Here is a 15,395-nt window from a genome sequence, read left to right on the forward strand (position 1 = left end):
ACGCCGCGCCCTTCGAGGAAGATAGCGCGCATCGCGGTAGTAGCGATCGGGGCGGTGCGAGTAGCGGCAAGTGCAGCAGCGCCGGGAGCTCCGAGCGGTCCGCCGGACGAACGCTCCCGGATCCGCCCTGTGTTGGTGCAGGCGTTAAGGCCGGGACGGCGGCCTCAGTCGTCAAGTCGCCGACGAAGAGCGTGGCGCGCAAGTGTGCGTGTGGTCGCCGGGCTGGCCTGAGCGTCACCGAGCTGAGCGGTCGGGCGAAGGTACACCGGCCACCGCGGCCGCGCCCGCCTGTGGGACAAGAGTGACGTCGATGCGTGGTTCGACCAGCGGAAGCCGCCCCGTCTGCGGGAGCACAGGCCGCCGAAGCTCGATCCCGACGAGCTGCTCACCGGGGCCCAGGCCTCCCGGTTCCTCGGCTACAAGAACCCTCAGCAGGTCAACACCTATGTGCGGGACCACCCCGGCTACTTTCCCGAGCCCGACGTCGTCGAGGAACTGGGCACCCCGGAGCGGCCCTACCGCCGGCCGAAGTGGTACGTGCGGACGCTCCTGGAGTGGAAAGACTCGCACCCGGGCAGCGGGAAGCGCAGCGTCGAACGTGCAGCGCCCGCCCTGCCGGACGTACTCGTCGACGGTGGCCCGGATGAGCTGCTGGGTGCATCGCAGGCGGCGGCCCTGCTGGGATTCAAGAGCGTGAACTCCTTCAGCAGCAGTCTGGGCCAGGGCAACCTGCCCCTACTGAAGACCGTGGACGCCACGTCCGAGAAAGGCGGGCGCCGCCGGTGGACCCGCCGGCGCATCCTCGAGCAGGCCGCGCAGCGCAAAACCAGGTAACACAACCGGCGGGTGGCCGTCTCGGCCCACCGCCCCCTATAGACGCGGCATCCGGTTATGGGTTGTTGGTCCCTTGCGGACCGGATGTCGCACGATGGCCGGCATGGCGTGGCTCGCCACCACGCCCCGCAGCAGCCCCGGCTGCTGCGGACCGGCCATCACCGAACTTTCCGCTGCCACCGCCCCTCCGCGTGCACCCGTCAACGAGGTGCTCTGCGCCGACAACGGCGATTGATGCATCAGCCCGATGCTCCAGTTGCTCTGCGATCCTGGAGGCAGGAGACGAGAGGGGCCGCGTTCATGCAGTGGAAGACCCATGGCGAACGGCAGATCTACACGAACCAGTGGGTGAACCTGTGCCTGGTGGACGTCCAGCAGCCGGACGGACGCCGTTGGGAGCACCATGTGGTACGTCTGCGACACCTCGCCGTGGCTGCTGTAGTGAATGATCGCCGTGAGGTGCTGATGATGTGACGGCATCGCTTCATCACGGATGCGTGGGCGTGGGAGCTGCCGATGGGGCTGGTCGAGGAGGGGGAGAGCCCAGAACAGGCCGCGGCTCGGGAGGTTCTCGAGGAGACGGGTTGGCGTCCGGGGCCGCTCAAGCCGCTGATCTACGCCGAGCCAGCCAATGCTCCGCGCCTACACCATCATCACCCTCGACGACCTCCCCGGCCCCTGAGCCCCGCAACTGCCTCAAGCCCCCGCCCCTTGCTTCAACGCTCCCCCGACGTAAAGCAGGGGACGGGCCCCACCCCCGGTGCCGGGCCGCCACCCCCTCCCCCAACCGGCCCGGCACCAGGGACTCCATCCGACGCCCGGGGCTGCAGAGGTGCTTTCAGCGGTCGGCGGTAACAAGGCCTTCGAGTCGGCGGGCAAGCCCCTCGCTGGGCTACAACATGGTGCCAAGACCATCGACTTGATCGACATCCAGGTCCTCTACTGCCTCTTTGACGGCGTTTTCCCGCACGAGCGCGGCCGCAACTGGCAGGGCACGGCGGACCTCCACTCCACCGGGCCGGGGCGTGGCGATGACGACCCCATCCGGCCCCGACGCGTACCCGCGGGCGGGAGCAGCCAGCCAAACGGTCGGGGGGCAGCCCGTGCCGTACGAATGCCGGACCGGGCGCGCCGGGACCATCCCCACGGGGCGCGCGGAAAGCCACCCAAGCGAACGCACAAACGCTCCCGCTGGACCAGCTCACCGACCGCGCTGTAAAGCAGCTCGGCTGCGTCACCACCTGCCTCGGCCGAGCACACCCCCGCCGCCGCTGTCCGCCTCTCGAAAGGAAAGGATCAGGATTTCGGATGACCACTACCGACCCCAAGGACCGTACGACGGGCTTCACACCCAGCCCCGCCGAGCCCCTCAAGCACCAGTTCCTGCAGCGGGATGGTCGCAGAGATCACGCGGTCTCACGGGGGCGGTGGTCCTGGACGGATTCTCCGCGCGCCCGCTGAGGAAGCCGGCGGATGTCTCCTGACACTGGAAAATGGCTGCTAACCGTGGAGGTCGGCCAGCCGATCACCGTTGAAGTGATGGCCATTGGCCTGGAGGAGGGCCGGGTCCGATTGTCGGTGACCCCCGCCGACAATCCGGAACTTCGTTCGCTCCTGAGATCACGTAACGGCGGGGAGATCCTTTCCGGGACGGTCGCAGCGATCGAGTGGCTCGTGTTCGTGTCACTGGGCGTCGGGCCTGACCACCCCGTCTTCCCTGGCGTCGGGTTGAACAGCGGCACGCCGGACATCGAGACGATGCGCGAGACCATCGACCAGTTACGCAACGCCGATGCATCCCCGAGACGCTGCCGCCGCCCCCCGTCGGACGCAGACGAGTGACCGAATCCAGTGCCTTCCGGGCGCGCAGGATGAGCGGGCCGCTGGCACCGACGTCCTACAGATGCTGCTCAGCACGCTCGGGCCGGGGGCGTGCGGCGTCGACCTGCTCGACGGTCACGGCCGGGAAGCCGAAGTCGACGTACCCGCTCTTGAGCCACTGCTCCAGTTCCCTCACGGTGCGACCCACCTCGGAGGCTTCCTCGTGGCCGCAATAGCCGACCGGCCCCGGTCGACCAGGAGGTTGCGCAGGTTGTACAGGCTCCACTTCACGGGGGTCTGCGGGTATAGGCGCTGCTAGGCATCGCGGGCCAACTGCCAGGCGGCGAACCGGTCACCAGGTCGAGAACGGCAGGCTGTGCTCGACCGGCCTGGACTTGGCCGGGCAACTCGTGACCACCGCCCGTCGGCGGATCCTTCGCCTGGCCTGGCACTGGTCCTGGACCAGCCACATCAGCACCGCTCTCGAACGGCTCGCACTCTTGCCGAATCCCGGCTGGCCAACGGATTCCCGTCCTACGACAGCAGCTCAACACCCGGAGCAGTGGAACCCGAGGCCACTACGAGACGACACTCGGGCCCTGGGCATGCACAGTCTCAGCCCACGGAACGAAAACGGTCCACCGACTCCGCCGGCGGACCGTCACGAAACTTCGAGGCTAGTTCGCCGTTACCAGCCAGGGGTTGTTCACAGGGCCAGCGGTGGTCAGTCGGAAACCGCGTTGGGCCTGGACAGTTGCGGTCCCGACGTAGCGGTTCTGGTAGTTCATATATGCCTCAATGTGCATCCAATAGGGACCACAACAGACTCCCGTGGAGGCGTCGGATACACAACCTCCAGGCGGGACATGCCAAACGAGATTCCCCGAGCGGTAGTCGGTAGCGTAGCTACCGCTGGAGCAGAACATGTATGTCCAGGGAACCCCCGCCTCGGCGGACGCCGACCCGGCGGATGCCAACGCAAGAGTGCCAGTCATCAAACCAGCTGACGCCAAAACAGCAGCCTTGCGGGCAGTGCTCTTTAGGTTCATTTCTATCCCCTTCATGGAAGCTCTCCAACCCGTGGCGGGAGAAGTGATTTTCCTACGCGGCGCAGGCCCCGCAGGGAAAGCAAGTGCATCGCACCGGACGAGCTCTCTCCGATGCCAGACCTGTCGGGTGCGGCAGCACACTTCAGTTCAACCGACCCCCGTCTGACCCGCCCTAAGGCGTCATGTCATTTGGCTTTTTCGATAGTCTGCAGTCGAGGGATCGTGGAGCGTCAGGTGCCGGATGAGTTGTGGGAGTTGCTCGCCAGCTCTGTGGTCTAATTGCGAGCCCCAGACTGACAGTCTTGGGTTTTGCTCGCTTCATCACTACCTCTCTCTATTTGAAGTCGATCTGTGACACTCCGCACGGGTCCGATCGATGGACGAGCCGCCCGCACAGGCCAAATGGACTCAGCGGAATGGCGTTTGACGACCTAGATTTAACCATCCCAAGGGGAGAAAATGCCGCCTAAAACTGGCGGATGCTTGCCTGATCCCGCGCGCTCGCCGTCCGACACGAGACGTCGATAGCCTTGTCGGCGGTCTGTAGGTGCTCAGGGCCGGGTGTCGCCCCTAAGGCAAACGTTCGAGACGGGATCGTCGATTTCCGCGGCCGCGATGTGACGGACGGCCGCAGCACCTCGTGGTTGCTTCAGCGCCGGTGAAAGGTGATCAGGCTGTCACGTCGGCTTCCGGACGGGCGTTGAGGTGAAGCTCGGGTCGTAGAGAGTGGGGTACTACCAGCAGCGCCAGAGGACGCGCACCCGGCGGGCGCCCAGACCGCGGATGACCCGATTGTGGGGCTGACGGCGAGCCGTGGCCTGCTCGTATGCCTCGCGCACCCAGGGAACTTCGTGGGCCATATTGAAGACCCACCAGTCCACCGCGTGACGCATCCGCTTGTTGGTGGTGTAGCGGAAGCGGACCTGCCGGGTGCGGCCGGAGGAGCGGGTGACGGGGGCGACTCCGGTCTCGGCCATGAGCGCGGCCGAGGTGGGGAACCGCTCGCGGTCCTCGCCCATCTCAGCCAGCAAGTGGCCGCGCAGGAACGCCCCATGCCGGGGAAACTGAGGAAGATCGGCGCGTCCGGGTGGACGGCCAGGAGCTCATCGACCCGCTTGTTGAGGATGCGCATGTGGTCCTCGAGCAGGGCGAATTGCTCGGCGAGTAGGACGGCGGTCAGCTGCTTGCCGAAGGTTGTGCCCGGTGCAACGCTCAGCAGGTGTGCACGCAGTCGTTCCACCAGTATTTCGGGGCGGGTGCGGCCGGAGTAGCCGTGGCGGCTGATGAACGCTTTCATCCGCTCGGGTCCGATGCGACGGGCCTGTTCAGGGGTCGGGCAGTCCTGCAGGAACGCGAGACTGATGTCGCGGTCAAGGGAGGAAGCCAGGTGCAGCACGACTGGGTGGTAGGACTCGAGGGGTGGCCCGCAGCTGGTTCTCCAGGTCGCGTTGGTTCCAGACGACGCGTTCGCGCTCGCGGATGACCGCCCGCAGCTCAGCCAGCTGCGGTCAGGGCACGGGCAGTGAACCGCCCCGGGTTCCGTAGAGATCTCAGACTGTGGTTGTGACCTGGGGTTTCGTGGATTCGGTGTAGTAGTTGGCTTCGTACTCGACGGGTGGGACGTGGCCTATCTCGCCGTGGAGCCTTCGGTGGTTGTACCAGTCGACGTACTCGGCGGTGGCCAGCTCGACCTGGGAGAGCGTTTTCCAGGGGCGCTGGGGTTTGATCAACTCGGTCTTGTACAGGCCGATCGTCGACTCCATCAGGGCGTTGTCGTACGCGTCCCCGACCGAACCGATGGAGGCGGCGATGCCGGCGGCGTCCAGATGCTCGGCGAGCTTGAAGGATGTGTACTGCGACCCGGCGTCCGAGTGATGAATCAACTCGCCTGACCGGACCGGGCGTTGGTCGCGGTCGCGTTGCCAGAGTGCCATTTCCAGCGCGTCCAGGACAAACACGGTCTCCTTCATGGTGGCCGCCGACCAGCCGACGATCCTGCGGGAGAAAGTGTCCACGACGAATGCCACATAGACGGTCGCGGACCATGTCTTGACATGGGTGAAGTCCGCGACCCAGCAGCGGTTCGGAGCGTCGGCGACGAAGTCGCAGTCGACGAGATCGGGGGCCCGCTCGGCCTGTCCGCCGGGGATCGTGGTGATGACGCGCTTCCCGCGCACCGCGCCCTGGATGCCGAGCTCGCGCATGAGGCGCTCAACGGTGCAGCGGGCCACTTCGTGACCCTGCCGGTTCAGCTCACGCCAGATCTTCCGGGCTCCGTAGACACGGTAGTTGGACGTGTAGACCTTCTGGATCCGTTCTTTGAGCTCCGTGTCGCGCACGGCACGGGCGGAGGGGGTTGCGAGGCGCTTCCTGTAGGCGTAGTAGGTGGAAGGGGCGATCTTGCAGTCGTGCTCGGTGAGTGTCCTGCAGATCGGCTCGACGCCGCCGAAGCGGTCCCGGTACTCGTCGATGAACGTTACGAGCGCGTGTGTGGCCGGTCGAGCTCGGCCGCGAAGAAACTCGCCGCGGCCTTCAGGATCTCGTTCGCCCGCTTCAGCTCGGCGTTCTCCTTCTTCAACGCCTTGAGCTGGGCAGACTCCTCCGTCGTCGTACCCGGCCGCTGCCCGGTGTCGACCTCGTTCTGCTTCACCCAGTTCCGTAGCGTCTCGCGGGAACCGATGCCGAGCTTGTCGGTGACGGCCTGCAGGGCCGCCGTCTCGTTCGGGTGGTCGTCGCGGACCTCAGCGACCATACGCACCGCACGTCGGCGCAGCTCAAGCGGGTAACGGGAGGGTCGTGCCATGACTCAATCCTTACACGGAATCGAGTCTCTATTTCACCCGGGGCGGTTCACCGAGGGCCTTGACCAGGTCGTCGACCGACCTCGTGGACACGCCGTGGACGTAGGCCTCCATGATGACGGCGTACAGGGCCTGGTCGATGCGGCGGCGCCGCTCCAGCAACGCGGGGAAGAAGCTCCCCGACCGCAGCTTGGGGATCGCGAGATCCAGGTCGCCGGCCTGCGTGGTGAGCGTCTTGTCGCGGTGGCCGTTGCGAAGAGCTGTACGCGTCTCGGGGTGCTCGTTCCATTCCGCGCCGATCCGGGCTGTGGCTTCGGCCTCGATCAGCTCTTGGAGCATCCGCTCGGCCACGAGTTCGAGCCCGTCCGCCGAACGTAGTGACTCGAGCAGCCGGAGTAGGTCATGCTGAGACAGGGCCACCCTGCACCTCCCGCGTTGAACTGCCCGTTCACTACGCAGAGTTGCATGGTGGCCCGCCCTGCAGGCAGGGAGCGGAAACCACGCCGGCACGCGCCCCCGGCGCACTCCCTAACCGTGATCGCCTACACCGCGACAAGGGACGCCATCGTAGCCAGCAGCCGGACAGCATGGACGCCCGCAGCCGGCGGGCTACGTTCGGCGCAACTTTTCTTTTGTCGCGCGGTCCATTGAGCCCGCTGCCGGCGACGCCTCAGAACGGTGAGGCGGCCTGGGAGGTCCCAGCCGTTCTGGGGCACCTTCCGCTATGTCAAGCGTGACGCGCCCGCGCTGTGGATGCATCTCGAACACGCGAGCGCGCCTCCCACTCCATGCGGTGGTGCGTCCAGATAGGTGGGGGCGCGCTCTGCCCGACTCCGGCGTGCCTGACCTGGAAGGACGCCAGGCCGCGTAGAGTCGAGCCCATCCTGACCCGGCAGTGTCGGGGGCGCGAGCCGTGGCAGCCATGCGTGTGGCGCAGTAGTCAGGGTGCGAATCCGGTGCACGCGGACAAGGCTGGAGTTATGGCCCGCAGCACGTGATCGTCTACCCGCCCACCAAGACGGGCAGGGGAAGGTTGCGTCTGGACGACACCATCCCTGGCACTGCCTACAGCCTGCACGATCTATGTGCGTTCCTTTGCCGTGCGGGCATCAAAGGCTTGATCGAGGTGGATCTGGTGGCCGAGGACACAGGGACTTGAGTCGTCCGCTCACCCGGATGTCCCACTCTCGTGGACAGCCCCCACCATGCTTGGTTGTCGTATTTCGAGCCGTCGGCGATCACATTTCCGTACGCGAACTCCAAAGTTCAGGGAAAATGGCCTGTTCAAGGCCGTGGCGCAGCCAGTCGGCGGCCCCGGTACGGTAATAGCCCGGTTTATTGCCAAAGGTGCGGATGGTCACCGTTAGGTGCACCTGCTGCCATCGGATGAAGCGTTCTGCGAGCTGAGTCATCGACTCACCGAGTTTCCTCAGTTGGTTGTGGGATTCGTTGCGGTAGACCTGCACCCATGCCGCCTCGACCTCGGGCTGCGCGGCGTACGGTTCGGTGAAGTCGCGGTGGACAGCGGATTCCGGCAGGGGTAGTCCTCTGCGCTGCAACAGGGCCAACACCTCGTCATAAAGGCTAGGAGCCTCGAGCGCGTCCTGCAGTCCTTGATGGATGACGGGGGTTGACCGGTGCGGCTCCAGCATCTTCGACGACTTCACTCCCAGCAGGAACGCCAGGTGGCGGTACATGTACGAGTGGAGCGAGGAGCTCTCGCCCTTGCCGAGCTTGGCTTTGATGGGGTTCCAGTCCGAGGGTGTCATGTCCGTGTAGCTCTCCCACGTTCCCTCAAGTGCACGCAGATGACTCACGCTGCGGTGCAGGGTCCGTAGAGCGGCACGGACATCGTCGTCGCGAACTTCCCGCCTCGCCCTGCCGAGCTCATGGCACAGCAGTCCGAAGTAGAGCTCCATCACCTGGGAACTGATCAGGAAGGCCATCTCGTAGGGCGTCTCTGTAAGTGGCCTTTGCAAGGTGTGCAACTGCCGCACCTGGAAGTAATCGATGTAGCCGGTCGTTCCGCTCGGGTCGCCCGATACGGCGGTTGAGGGACGCAGATCGCGCCAGGATGTTTCGTCCACGGCCATAGTTCACCTTTACGTGAGGACGAGGGTCTGATCCTGCCCATGAGACCCCTCCTGCCTCCTCCCCAAGGCGTAATTCTCACGAAATACAAAAAAGTCACCCAGATAGGGGTGGGGTCTACTGGTGGTGGTGCTGTCATCACGCCGTTGACGTGCACCGGAGAGAACGCTGCGAGCGCCTCGGCGAGCACGGTCGCGTCCCCGTCCAGATCCTGCTCCATCTCCTCAGCTTTGGCGTACAACGCGCCGATGCGGTCGTGGATGGCATCCCACGAGGCGCCGTTTCCGAGTCCGAGCGCCTCGGTCAGGGCGACGCAGTGTTCCTCGAGGGTCTCCTCGGCTTCGCGGACCGCGGTGTCGGTCGCGCCCCGGTTCTTCTCTAGGGCTCGCTCGTCTCGGCGTGTGCCTTCACAGCGCGACGGGAGGGCTTCGAGTCTGCCGATGCGCTGATCGAGTGGCGTGGGGGCAGCCCAGAAAACTGGAAGTACATCGAGCACTGGCTTTCCAGGAAAGTGCAAGGTGCCGAAGCTACTCACCTACCGCCTGGCAGCGTCCAGGAGAGCGACCGAGTACGCGGCTCCGGCCTGACCTGGCGTAACGCTCACCTGCGGGTTCTCGGACCGTTTGCCGAGACTCTCCGCTGTTCCCGTTGGCCGCTTCCTTCATCGGGCACGCAAGGGGCACGGCGTCACTCGTAGAGCCGCGCTGCGCTGAAGGCCCGCGCCATGAAGCCCAGTCGCCCTCTGGCGGGAGCTCCTGACCGTGGTTCGCGTACCACCCTGGGGTATCGGCCACCCACACTTCCAGAGCCTCCAGGAAGCTGTCCAGCGTCCGGTTCTCCCATTGGTCGGCGCTCGTTAGGCTCCAGTGGGAAGGGCTCGCGCTCGTCTCCCCAGTCATCGAGTCTGAGCTTGACTCGGAAGTTGTGCTCCGCGTGATCGACCACGCTCCTACTGATAACGAACCCCAGTGGGGGAGGGACAATTCCGGACGGTGAACCGAAGATCTCCGCCAGCCCCACTGCGTCTGGTACCCCGTCGATCTCTACGAATACGCCGAATGGCTGTCGGCCGATGACCTTGCCGGTCACGGCGGCGCCCACTGCAGCGCGGTCACGGTTGCTGGCCAGGCCCGTTGTATGTCCTCGAGCGTCGGATCCCCACACCGTTCGGCCACGTGTACTCCGTCATGCGCGGCGTCCTTCGGCGATCGTGTACTTGAATCAGTGGCCTCATCCTTATCAGGTCGATCACCGGGGGCCGTCGACGTCGGCCAATCGGTCCTACGCCTCGGCCGAGCGTCCACGGAGGTCCGGCGTCGACCGCTGCTGTTCGTGCTTGTTGGTGTCAGCCGCTGGTGTCAGCGGCCGCACGCGATCTTGACAAGCCCGGTTTTTATCTCTGGCGACAGGAGCTGGTCAAGTGGCATGCCCGCGCTCTTCTCCGCAGGGTCGCGGACGCCATCGAGGGCCTTCAATCCGAGGTTCCAGTGAGACTGTATCGACTGGCCGCCCCACGTGAGCCCTGATACACCGGAGGGAAGGGAGGTGTGCATGCCTCGCGATCTCGTCAGGGAGCTGACCGCGCTCCTTGCGGCAGTGGCCATCCCGCTCGTCGTGTGTGTGCTTCTGCTGCCGGTCCGAGGCACCCTGTCCCACACCAATGTGGCCCTGATCTTGATGTTGGTCGTCGCGGTGGTGGCTGCCTTCGGCTGCCGGCGGGCCGCGGCCCTCGCGGCCTTGTCCGCCGCCGTGTGGTTCGTCTTCTTCTTCATCACTCCGTACGGAAGCGTCATCCGCTTCGCCAGGGCGGACGACATCATCACCGCCGGGCTGCTGCTCGTCGTCGGCCTTGCGGTCTCTCAGCTGGCTCGCAGCTACACCCGCGAGCACGCCATCGCCACCACGCTGCAACGCAGCCTGCTACCTCACGGACTGCCAGACACCAGCACCGTCCGGGCGGCGTTCCGGTACGTGCCCGCCGAGGCCGAGGTCGGCGGGGACTGGTTCGACGTGATTCCTCTCCCCGGCTTCCGCACCGCCCTGGTGGTCGGGGACGTGGCCGGCCACGGCCTGCACTCCGCGGTCACCATGGGACGGCTGCGCACCGCGGTCCGCAATTTCTCCACTCTTGACCTGCCGCCCGACGAGCTGCTGGCCCGCCTTGACGACGTGGTCAACCAGATGGATACGGAGGCGGGGGCTGGCAAGGAGGGGACCGTCGCGGCTACGTGCCTGTATGTGATCTACGACCCGGTCTCCTGTTGCTGCACGATGGCACGGGCTGGTCACTTTCCGCCCGCCGTCGCCCATCCGGACGGCCGCGTGGAGATTGTCGACCTGCCCGATGGACCCTTGCTCGGTCTGGGCGGCCCGAGCTTTGAGGCAGCCGAGCTGAAGCTGCCGGAGGACACGCAGCTCGTGTTCTACACCGACGGGCTCATCCACAACCGGTACCGCGACATCGGGACCGGCCTGAAGCTGCTGTGCGACACGCTCTCCGGCGCAGGGCTCGACCCGGAAAAGACGTGCGAGAGGATCCTGAAGGCGGTGCTGCCGGCACGTTCAGTCGATGATGCCGCTCTCCTGGTCGCCCGCACCCGGGCGTTTCCCCGTGACCATATCGCCGAATGGGACGTCCCGGCCGTTCCCGCCGCGGTGCCCGCCATACGCGCCGAGGTGCTCGCGAAACTGGCCAACTGGAACTTGGAGGAGTCGGCATTCACTACCGAACTCATCCTCAGTGAGCTGGTCACCAACGCCATCCACTACGCGGCACCCCCCATCCACCTGCGCCTTCTGCACGAAGCCAACCTGGTAATCGAGGTCAGCGACGGCAGCAGCACCTCCCCGCACCTGCGGTACGCAGCGGACACGGACGAAGGCGGCCGCGGCATCTTTCTCGTCTCACAGCTCGCCGAGCGGTGGGGAACCCGCTTCACCCCCACCGGGAAGATCGTCTGGGCCGAGCAACCGCCCCCAGCGGTTCCCGTCGCCCCCGTCCTGGCATCGGCTACGTGACCAGCCAGCACCCGAATCGCTTTGGGGCTGATCAGCAGTAACGCTAACCCCTTCGGGCGGATGAGACCCACAGCCTTCGTGGCCGATCAGTGGGTCAGTCGTTGGTTTGGGCAGGAGGTCCGGCATGGGGTACTGGGTGTACGCGTTCACCGGTTGTCCCGACACCGGGAACTACCAGCAGATTGCGAACTATGGGCGGGACGAGCCGGGAGACCCTGCGCCGGATCCTGCGCGCCGGCAAGGTTCTCCTGGAAGACCACCACCACGTGGAAGGCGTCCACCGACCCGCAGTTCATCGCCAAGATGCACCGCATCCTGGCCCTCTACGACACCCCACCGGCGGACGGGCGGGTGATATGCGTCGACGAGTTCGGCCCGCTCAACCTGATGCCGCCCAAGGGCAAGGCACGGGGTCCGGTGAGGCGTCCACGCCGGTTACGGGCCACCTACAACCGTTACGGCGGTGTGAGGTACATGCTCGCCGCCCTCGATCTGGCCACCGGCAAGCTGTACTACCGCATCCGCCCACGCAAGCGCTGGCGGGAGTTCCTCGGCCTGCTCAGGGCCCTGCGGGCCCGCTGGCCCGGCCAGAAGCTGTATGTGGTGCTGGACAACTTCTCCCCGCACAAGCACGCCAAGGTCCGTGCCTGGGCGGCCGACCACGAGGTCGAGTTGGTCTTCCTGCCGACCTACGGATCCTGGCTGAACTGGATCGAGGCCGAGTTCGCGGCCCTGCGCTACTTCGCACTCAACGGCACCGACCACCGCAGCCACAACGTCCTCGAAGCAGAAGAACGCGCCGGTCGCCGTCCTAAGGGTTTTACCTCCTCTCCTGCCAGGTCACCTCCCGCCATGCGGCGATCTCACCCTCGTCGCGCTTGGCGGCGGGCCGGGTGGGCATCTGCACGCTGTAGCCCATTCGGTGCAGCAGCCGGGTCACCCCGGAGATGCTGTAGGAGATGTGGAACCTCCGCCCAATCAGCGTGCGCACCCGGACGGCGGTCCACACATGGTCGTCCGCCCAGCCGTGTGCAGACGGTCCTTCGTTCAGCCACGCGGCAAGTCTGGCCTGCAGGTGGGGGCCGAGCCGGCAGTCGTAGCCCGGGGCCCCCTTGGAGCGCAGGGCTTCCCGCCCACCTGCCTTCCAGGTCGACTGCGAAGTCGAATTGACAGCAAAGTAGGCTGGGTCGGGGTGCCGCCCCCGAGTTCAACTCGGGGGCGGCACCCCGACCCCACTGCTTTCCGCCACATCTAGCCTAGGACTTTGTGGCGGTTGACTTCGTCACGCACGCGGTGGCACGGGTTCGTTCCATGCGGGCGATGCTGACGGACATGCGGCGACTGGGCGGGTATGGGTAGAACTGTGACGGTGCATTCGGGCGCACTGCCCCTGTGTTCGGGCGCGGGTTTGAGGGCTGGGAGCGCTCGGACGAACTCAGACGGCTTGGCTGCTCGGGACGCCCCAGGGGTTCCGGCGCCAAGGGGGGGTGAGGCGCCGGAACCGGCTGGGGTGGCTCCTGGCTTGTGCCAGGGTCCGTCCGGCGCTCTGTGTAGCGTCGGACGGAGCAGAGCCCGCACATCATGGCAGATGGACGTTCGCAGGCGGGGCGGGGGGTCCCGCCGTCCCGTTCGGCGGGCTTCGGTCGAGAGTGCTACGCGGCGGCGTGCGGCGCGATTGCTGTGAGTCGTTCGCGGGTCGTCTGGGCGTACGCGTCGGATTGTTCGATGCCGATGAAGCCGCGGTCCTCGAGGAGGGCGGCTGCGCCGGTCGTGCCGGATCCGGTGACCATGTCGAGGACGGTTCCGCCGGGCGGGATGATGCGCACGAGTTGTTGCATGATCTCAACGGGCTTCTGCGTGATGTGAACGCGAGCGGTTCCCCGAGGTTGGCTGCCGGTGAAGTGTCCGGGCAGATAGACCGGTTGATTACCGGGAACCATGGCACCGTTGCTCCCCCAAACGATGAACTCGCATTCTTGGCGGAGCCGGCCAGGCTGGGGGCGGGCGATTGGCTTGTGTCAGACGGCGATGCCGTGCCAGGTGTAGCCGGCGGCTTGGAGGGCGTCGGAGGTGGCGGGGAGCTGGCGCCAGTCGGTGAAGACGAGGGCGGCCCCACCGGGACGGGTGAGGCAGTGGCCGTGGGCGAGGATCATGGCGAGCCACGCTGTGTAGGAGCGTTAGTCACGGTTCTCGCCGGTGAAGCCGCCGAGGTCAAAGCCGTGGTTTCGGCCTGCCTCGCTCATGTATTTTTCGCGGGCGGCGCGGCTGGTCCGCTCGCTCATGGTGCGGCCACCGGAGTTGTACGGCGGGTCGCAGATGACGGTGTCCACGGGTTCGCTCAGCGTTGGCAGGATTGTCAGGGCGTCGCCCTGGTGGAGCGTCCATGTGGGCATCGTGTGCCTCTCGTGCGGTCGCATGCGCGAGTGGTGCGAGCGAGTTGGTGCACGGCCCCTACGGCGGGGCTTGTCCATGGGGTTCCCGATCTTGGAAGTGCTTCCGCCGTTGGTGGAACGGGTTCGGCGCATCCGGGGACTCGGACGCCGACGCGGCCACCAATCCGAGCCCAGCGGGTCCCAGTCGCGCCGTCCTTGCGGACCGGTGGGAGACCGGGCAAAGCACCTGGTGTGCAGGTTGTCCAAAACGGCCCTCTGTCGGCTAGTGGGACGCCCGTAGGATCCGCACATGCTGGCTCGAATCGCCAGTGGAAAAGGGGGATGAACATGCGTGTGAGCATCCGTACTGTCAGGGCCCTGGTGGCGGCTGTTGTAGTGGCTGGTGGCATGACCCTGGTCACTGTTCCGTCTGCCAGTGCGGCACCCGCTACGACCTGCTACGGCAGTGCCAAATCCTACGCCTCGAGCGGGCGCGACAACCTGGACTGGCCGGGTAAGGGAGTGGCCACCACTACGTCGAACTGCGCGGACATTAACGTCAAGCCCAACCAGGGCACTTACGTGCAGACGTGCTTTTGGACCAATAATGACTGGTCTTGCAACAGCCTTCGTTGGATCGCGGCAGGTACCTGGGGCACAGCGGCCACTGACGTGCTGAACGGCACGGGGTTCTTCCTGCACTTCGATCGTTCCAGCAGCGGGCTCGTTGCCTACTGAGCACCACGTGGACGCCTAAAGGCCGCCCTGCGATGGCGAGGAGTCTCGAGGCCTGGGTGATGACGGCAGGTCCGCGCAGGGCGCGCCGTACGGCGTAGCCAGCGGTGATCCGGTCGGCCCACGAGGCTGCGACTGTGGTGGTCATGTGTTGCTCTCTCTGCTTCAAATGCTCTTGAGGAGTAACGCGAAGAGGATCAACGCGCTGACGAATGTGAGCGCAGCCATCTGCCCGGGTTCGGGCATCGTGCGCTAATCTGTTCGATTCGCTCGCCGTCGGGGTGGTTGCCGTGGTGGTGCTCATCACGATGCACCTGCCCCCGGTCGTCCGCTCGCCGCGCGCTGGCATTCGGGCGGGGTCGGTGCGACGCCTGGGGGAGGGCCTCCTGCAGCTCGTCCTCTCGATCGTCATCCCCGTCGTACTCGTCGCCGATCCCGTCCAACGGGCCTGGTTGCGGTAGTGCTTCCAGGTCCGGGACCCCCCGTCCTTCAGTGGTCCTGATCCGGCGAGGCCCAACCTACGTCGTAATATCGAACACGTGAACGATCCGTCCAGACTCGACCTCCTCCACTTCGCCCGCCGAGTGGTGTTTCAGCAGGCCACAGCAGCACTCGCATAGATCGACACGTGGATCGCACAGGAGGAACAGCGCGAGTCGCGGCAACGGCAAGCC

9 protein-coding genes and 7 pseudogenes are annotated in these 15,395 nt (G+C 66.0%); 8 read left to right on the plus strand and 8 right to left on the minus strand.

The window, feature by feature from the left end:
- Window positions 1-267: 267 nt before the first annotated feature.
- The 4 genes and pseudogenes from ACSHXN_RS44270 to ACSHXN_RS44285 form a co-directional block, all read left to right on the plus strand.
- Window positions 268-834 (plus strand): annotated as a pseudogene (locus ACSHXN_RS44270) (hypothetical protein); the annotation flags it as partial.
- Between the two features lie 103 nt (window positions 835-937).
- The gene (locus tag ACSHXN_RS44275; protein ID WP_438306641.1) at window positions 938-1,069 is read left to right on the plus strand and encodes a hypothetical protein; all 132 of its coding nucleotides are present in this window, start codon (window positions 938-940) and stop codon (window positions 1,067-1,069) included.
- A gap of 65 nt (window positions 1,070-1,134) precedes the next feature.
- Window positions 1,135-1,491 (plus strand): annotated as a pseudogene (locus ACSHXN_RS44280) (NUDIX hydrolase); the annotation flags it as partial.
- Window positions 1,492-2,307: 816 nt separating this feature from the next.
- The gene (locus ACSHXN_RS44285) at window positions 2,308-2,676 is read left to right on the plus strand and encodes a hypothetical protein (RefSeq protein WP_438306642.1); all 369 of its coding nucleotides are present in this window, start codon (window positions 2,308-2,310) and stop codon (window positions 2,674-2,676) included.
- Between the two features lie 55 nt (window positions 2,677-2,731).
- On the opposite strand, the gene ACSHXN_RS44290 is transcribed toward ACSHXN_RS44285, so the two are convergent.
- The 6 genes and pseudogenes from ACSHXN_RS44290 to ACSHXN_RS44315 all read right to left on the minus strand — a co-directional run bounded on the left by ACSHXN_RS44290 (window position 2,732) and on the right by ACSHXN_RS44315 (window position 9,495).
- Window positions 2,732-2,863 carry a hypothetical protein gene (locus tag ACSHXN_RS44290; RefSeq protein ID WP_438306643.1) on the minus strand — a complete coding sequence of 44 codons (132 nt, stop codon included), beginning with the start codon at window positions 2,861-2,863 and terminating at the stop codon, window positions 2,732-2,734.
- Window positions 2,864-4,438: 1,575 nt separating this feature from the next.
- A pseudogene (locus ACSHXN_RS44295) lies at window positions 4,439-4,756 on the minus strand (transposase); the annotation flags it as partial.
- Window positions 4,757-5,254: 498 nt separating this feature from the next.
- A protein-coding gene (locus tag ACSHXN_RS44300; RefSeq protein WP_438306644.1) for an IS3 family transposase occupies window positions 5,255-6,507 on the minus strand; the annotation gives its coding sequence in 2 pieces (ribosomal slippage) (window positions 5,255-6,225 and window positions 6,225-6,507; 1,254 coding nt in all).
- Between the two features lie 49 nt (window positions 6,508-6,556).
- Window positions 6,557-6,925 (minus strand): annotated as a pseudogene (locus ACSHXN_RS44305) (transposase); the annotation flags it as partial.
- Window positions 6,926-7,743: 818 nt separating this feature from the next.
- Window positions 7,744-8,592: a tryptophan 2,3-dioxygenase gene (locus tag ACSHXN_RS44310; protein WP_438306645.1), complete on the minus strand. Its 849-nt coding sequence runs from the start codon at window positions 8,590-8,592 to the stop codon at window positions 7,744-7,746.
- Between the two features lie 531 nt (window positions 8,593-9,123).
- A complete protein-coding gene (locus tag ACSHXN_RS44315; protein ID WP_438306646.1) occupies window positions 9,124-9,495 on the minus strand; it encodes a DUF7660 family protein in 372 nt (123 codons plus the stop codon).
- A 652-nt stretch (window positions 9,496-10,147) separates the two neighbouring features.
- On the opposite strand from ACSHXN_RS44315, the gene ACSHXN_RS44320 reads away from it, so the two are divergent.
- Both ACSHXN_RS44320 and ACSHXN_RS44325 read left to right on the plus strand, forming a co-directional pair.
- The gene (locus ACSHXN_RS44320) at window positions 10,148-11,614 is read left to right on the plus strand and encodes a SpoIIE family protein phosphatase (RefSeq protein ID WP_438306647.1); all 1,467 of its coding nucleotides are present in this window, start codon (window positions 10,148-10,150) and stop codon (window positions 11,612-11,614) included.
- A 60-nt stretch (window positions 11,615-11,674) separates the two neighbouring features.
- Window positions 11,675-12,319: pseudogene (locus ACSHXN_RS44325) on the plus strand (IS630 family transposase); the annotation flags it as partial.
- Window positions 12,320-12,369: 50 nt separating this feature from the next.
- Here the strand turns inward: ACSHXN_RS44325 and ACSHXN_RS44330 are convergent.
- Together ACSHXN_RS44330 and ACSHXN_RS44335 are read right to left on the minus strand one after the other, a co-directional pair.
- Window positions 12,370-12,761, minus strand: a pseudogene (locus tag ACSHXN_RS44330) (winged helix-turn-helix domain-containing protein); the annotation flags it as partial.
- A gap of 505 nt (window positions 12,762-13,266) precedes the next feature.
- Window positions 13,267-14,007, minus strand: a pseudogene (locus ACSHXN_RS44335) (DNA-methyltransferase).
- Window positions 14,008-14,334: 327 nt separating this feature from the next.
- Between ACSHXN_RS44335 and ACSHXN_RS44340 the strand changes: the two are divergent.
- The gene (locus ACSHXN_RS44340; protein WP_438306648.1) at window positions 14,335-14,724 is read left to right on the plus strand and encodes a hypothetical protein; all 390 of its coding nucleotides are present in this window, start codon (window positions 14,335-14,337) and stop codon (window positions 14,722-14,724) included.
- A 287-nt stretch (window positions 14,725-15,011) separates the two neighbouring features.
- On the plus strand, window positions 15,012-15,182 hold the full coding sequence (locus tag ACSHXN_RS44345) for a hypothetical protein (protein WP_438306649.1): 171 nt from the start codon (window positions 15,012-15,014) through the stop codon (window positions 15,180-15,182).
- Window positions 15,183-15,395 lie beyond the last annotated feature (213 nt).

Source organism: Streptomyces sp. HUAS TT11, assembly GCF_051553595.1.
In the GTDB taxonomy this organism is placed as follows: Bacteria; Actinomycetota; Actinomycetes; order Streptomycetales; family Streptomycetaceae; genus Streptomyces.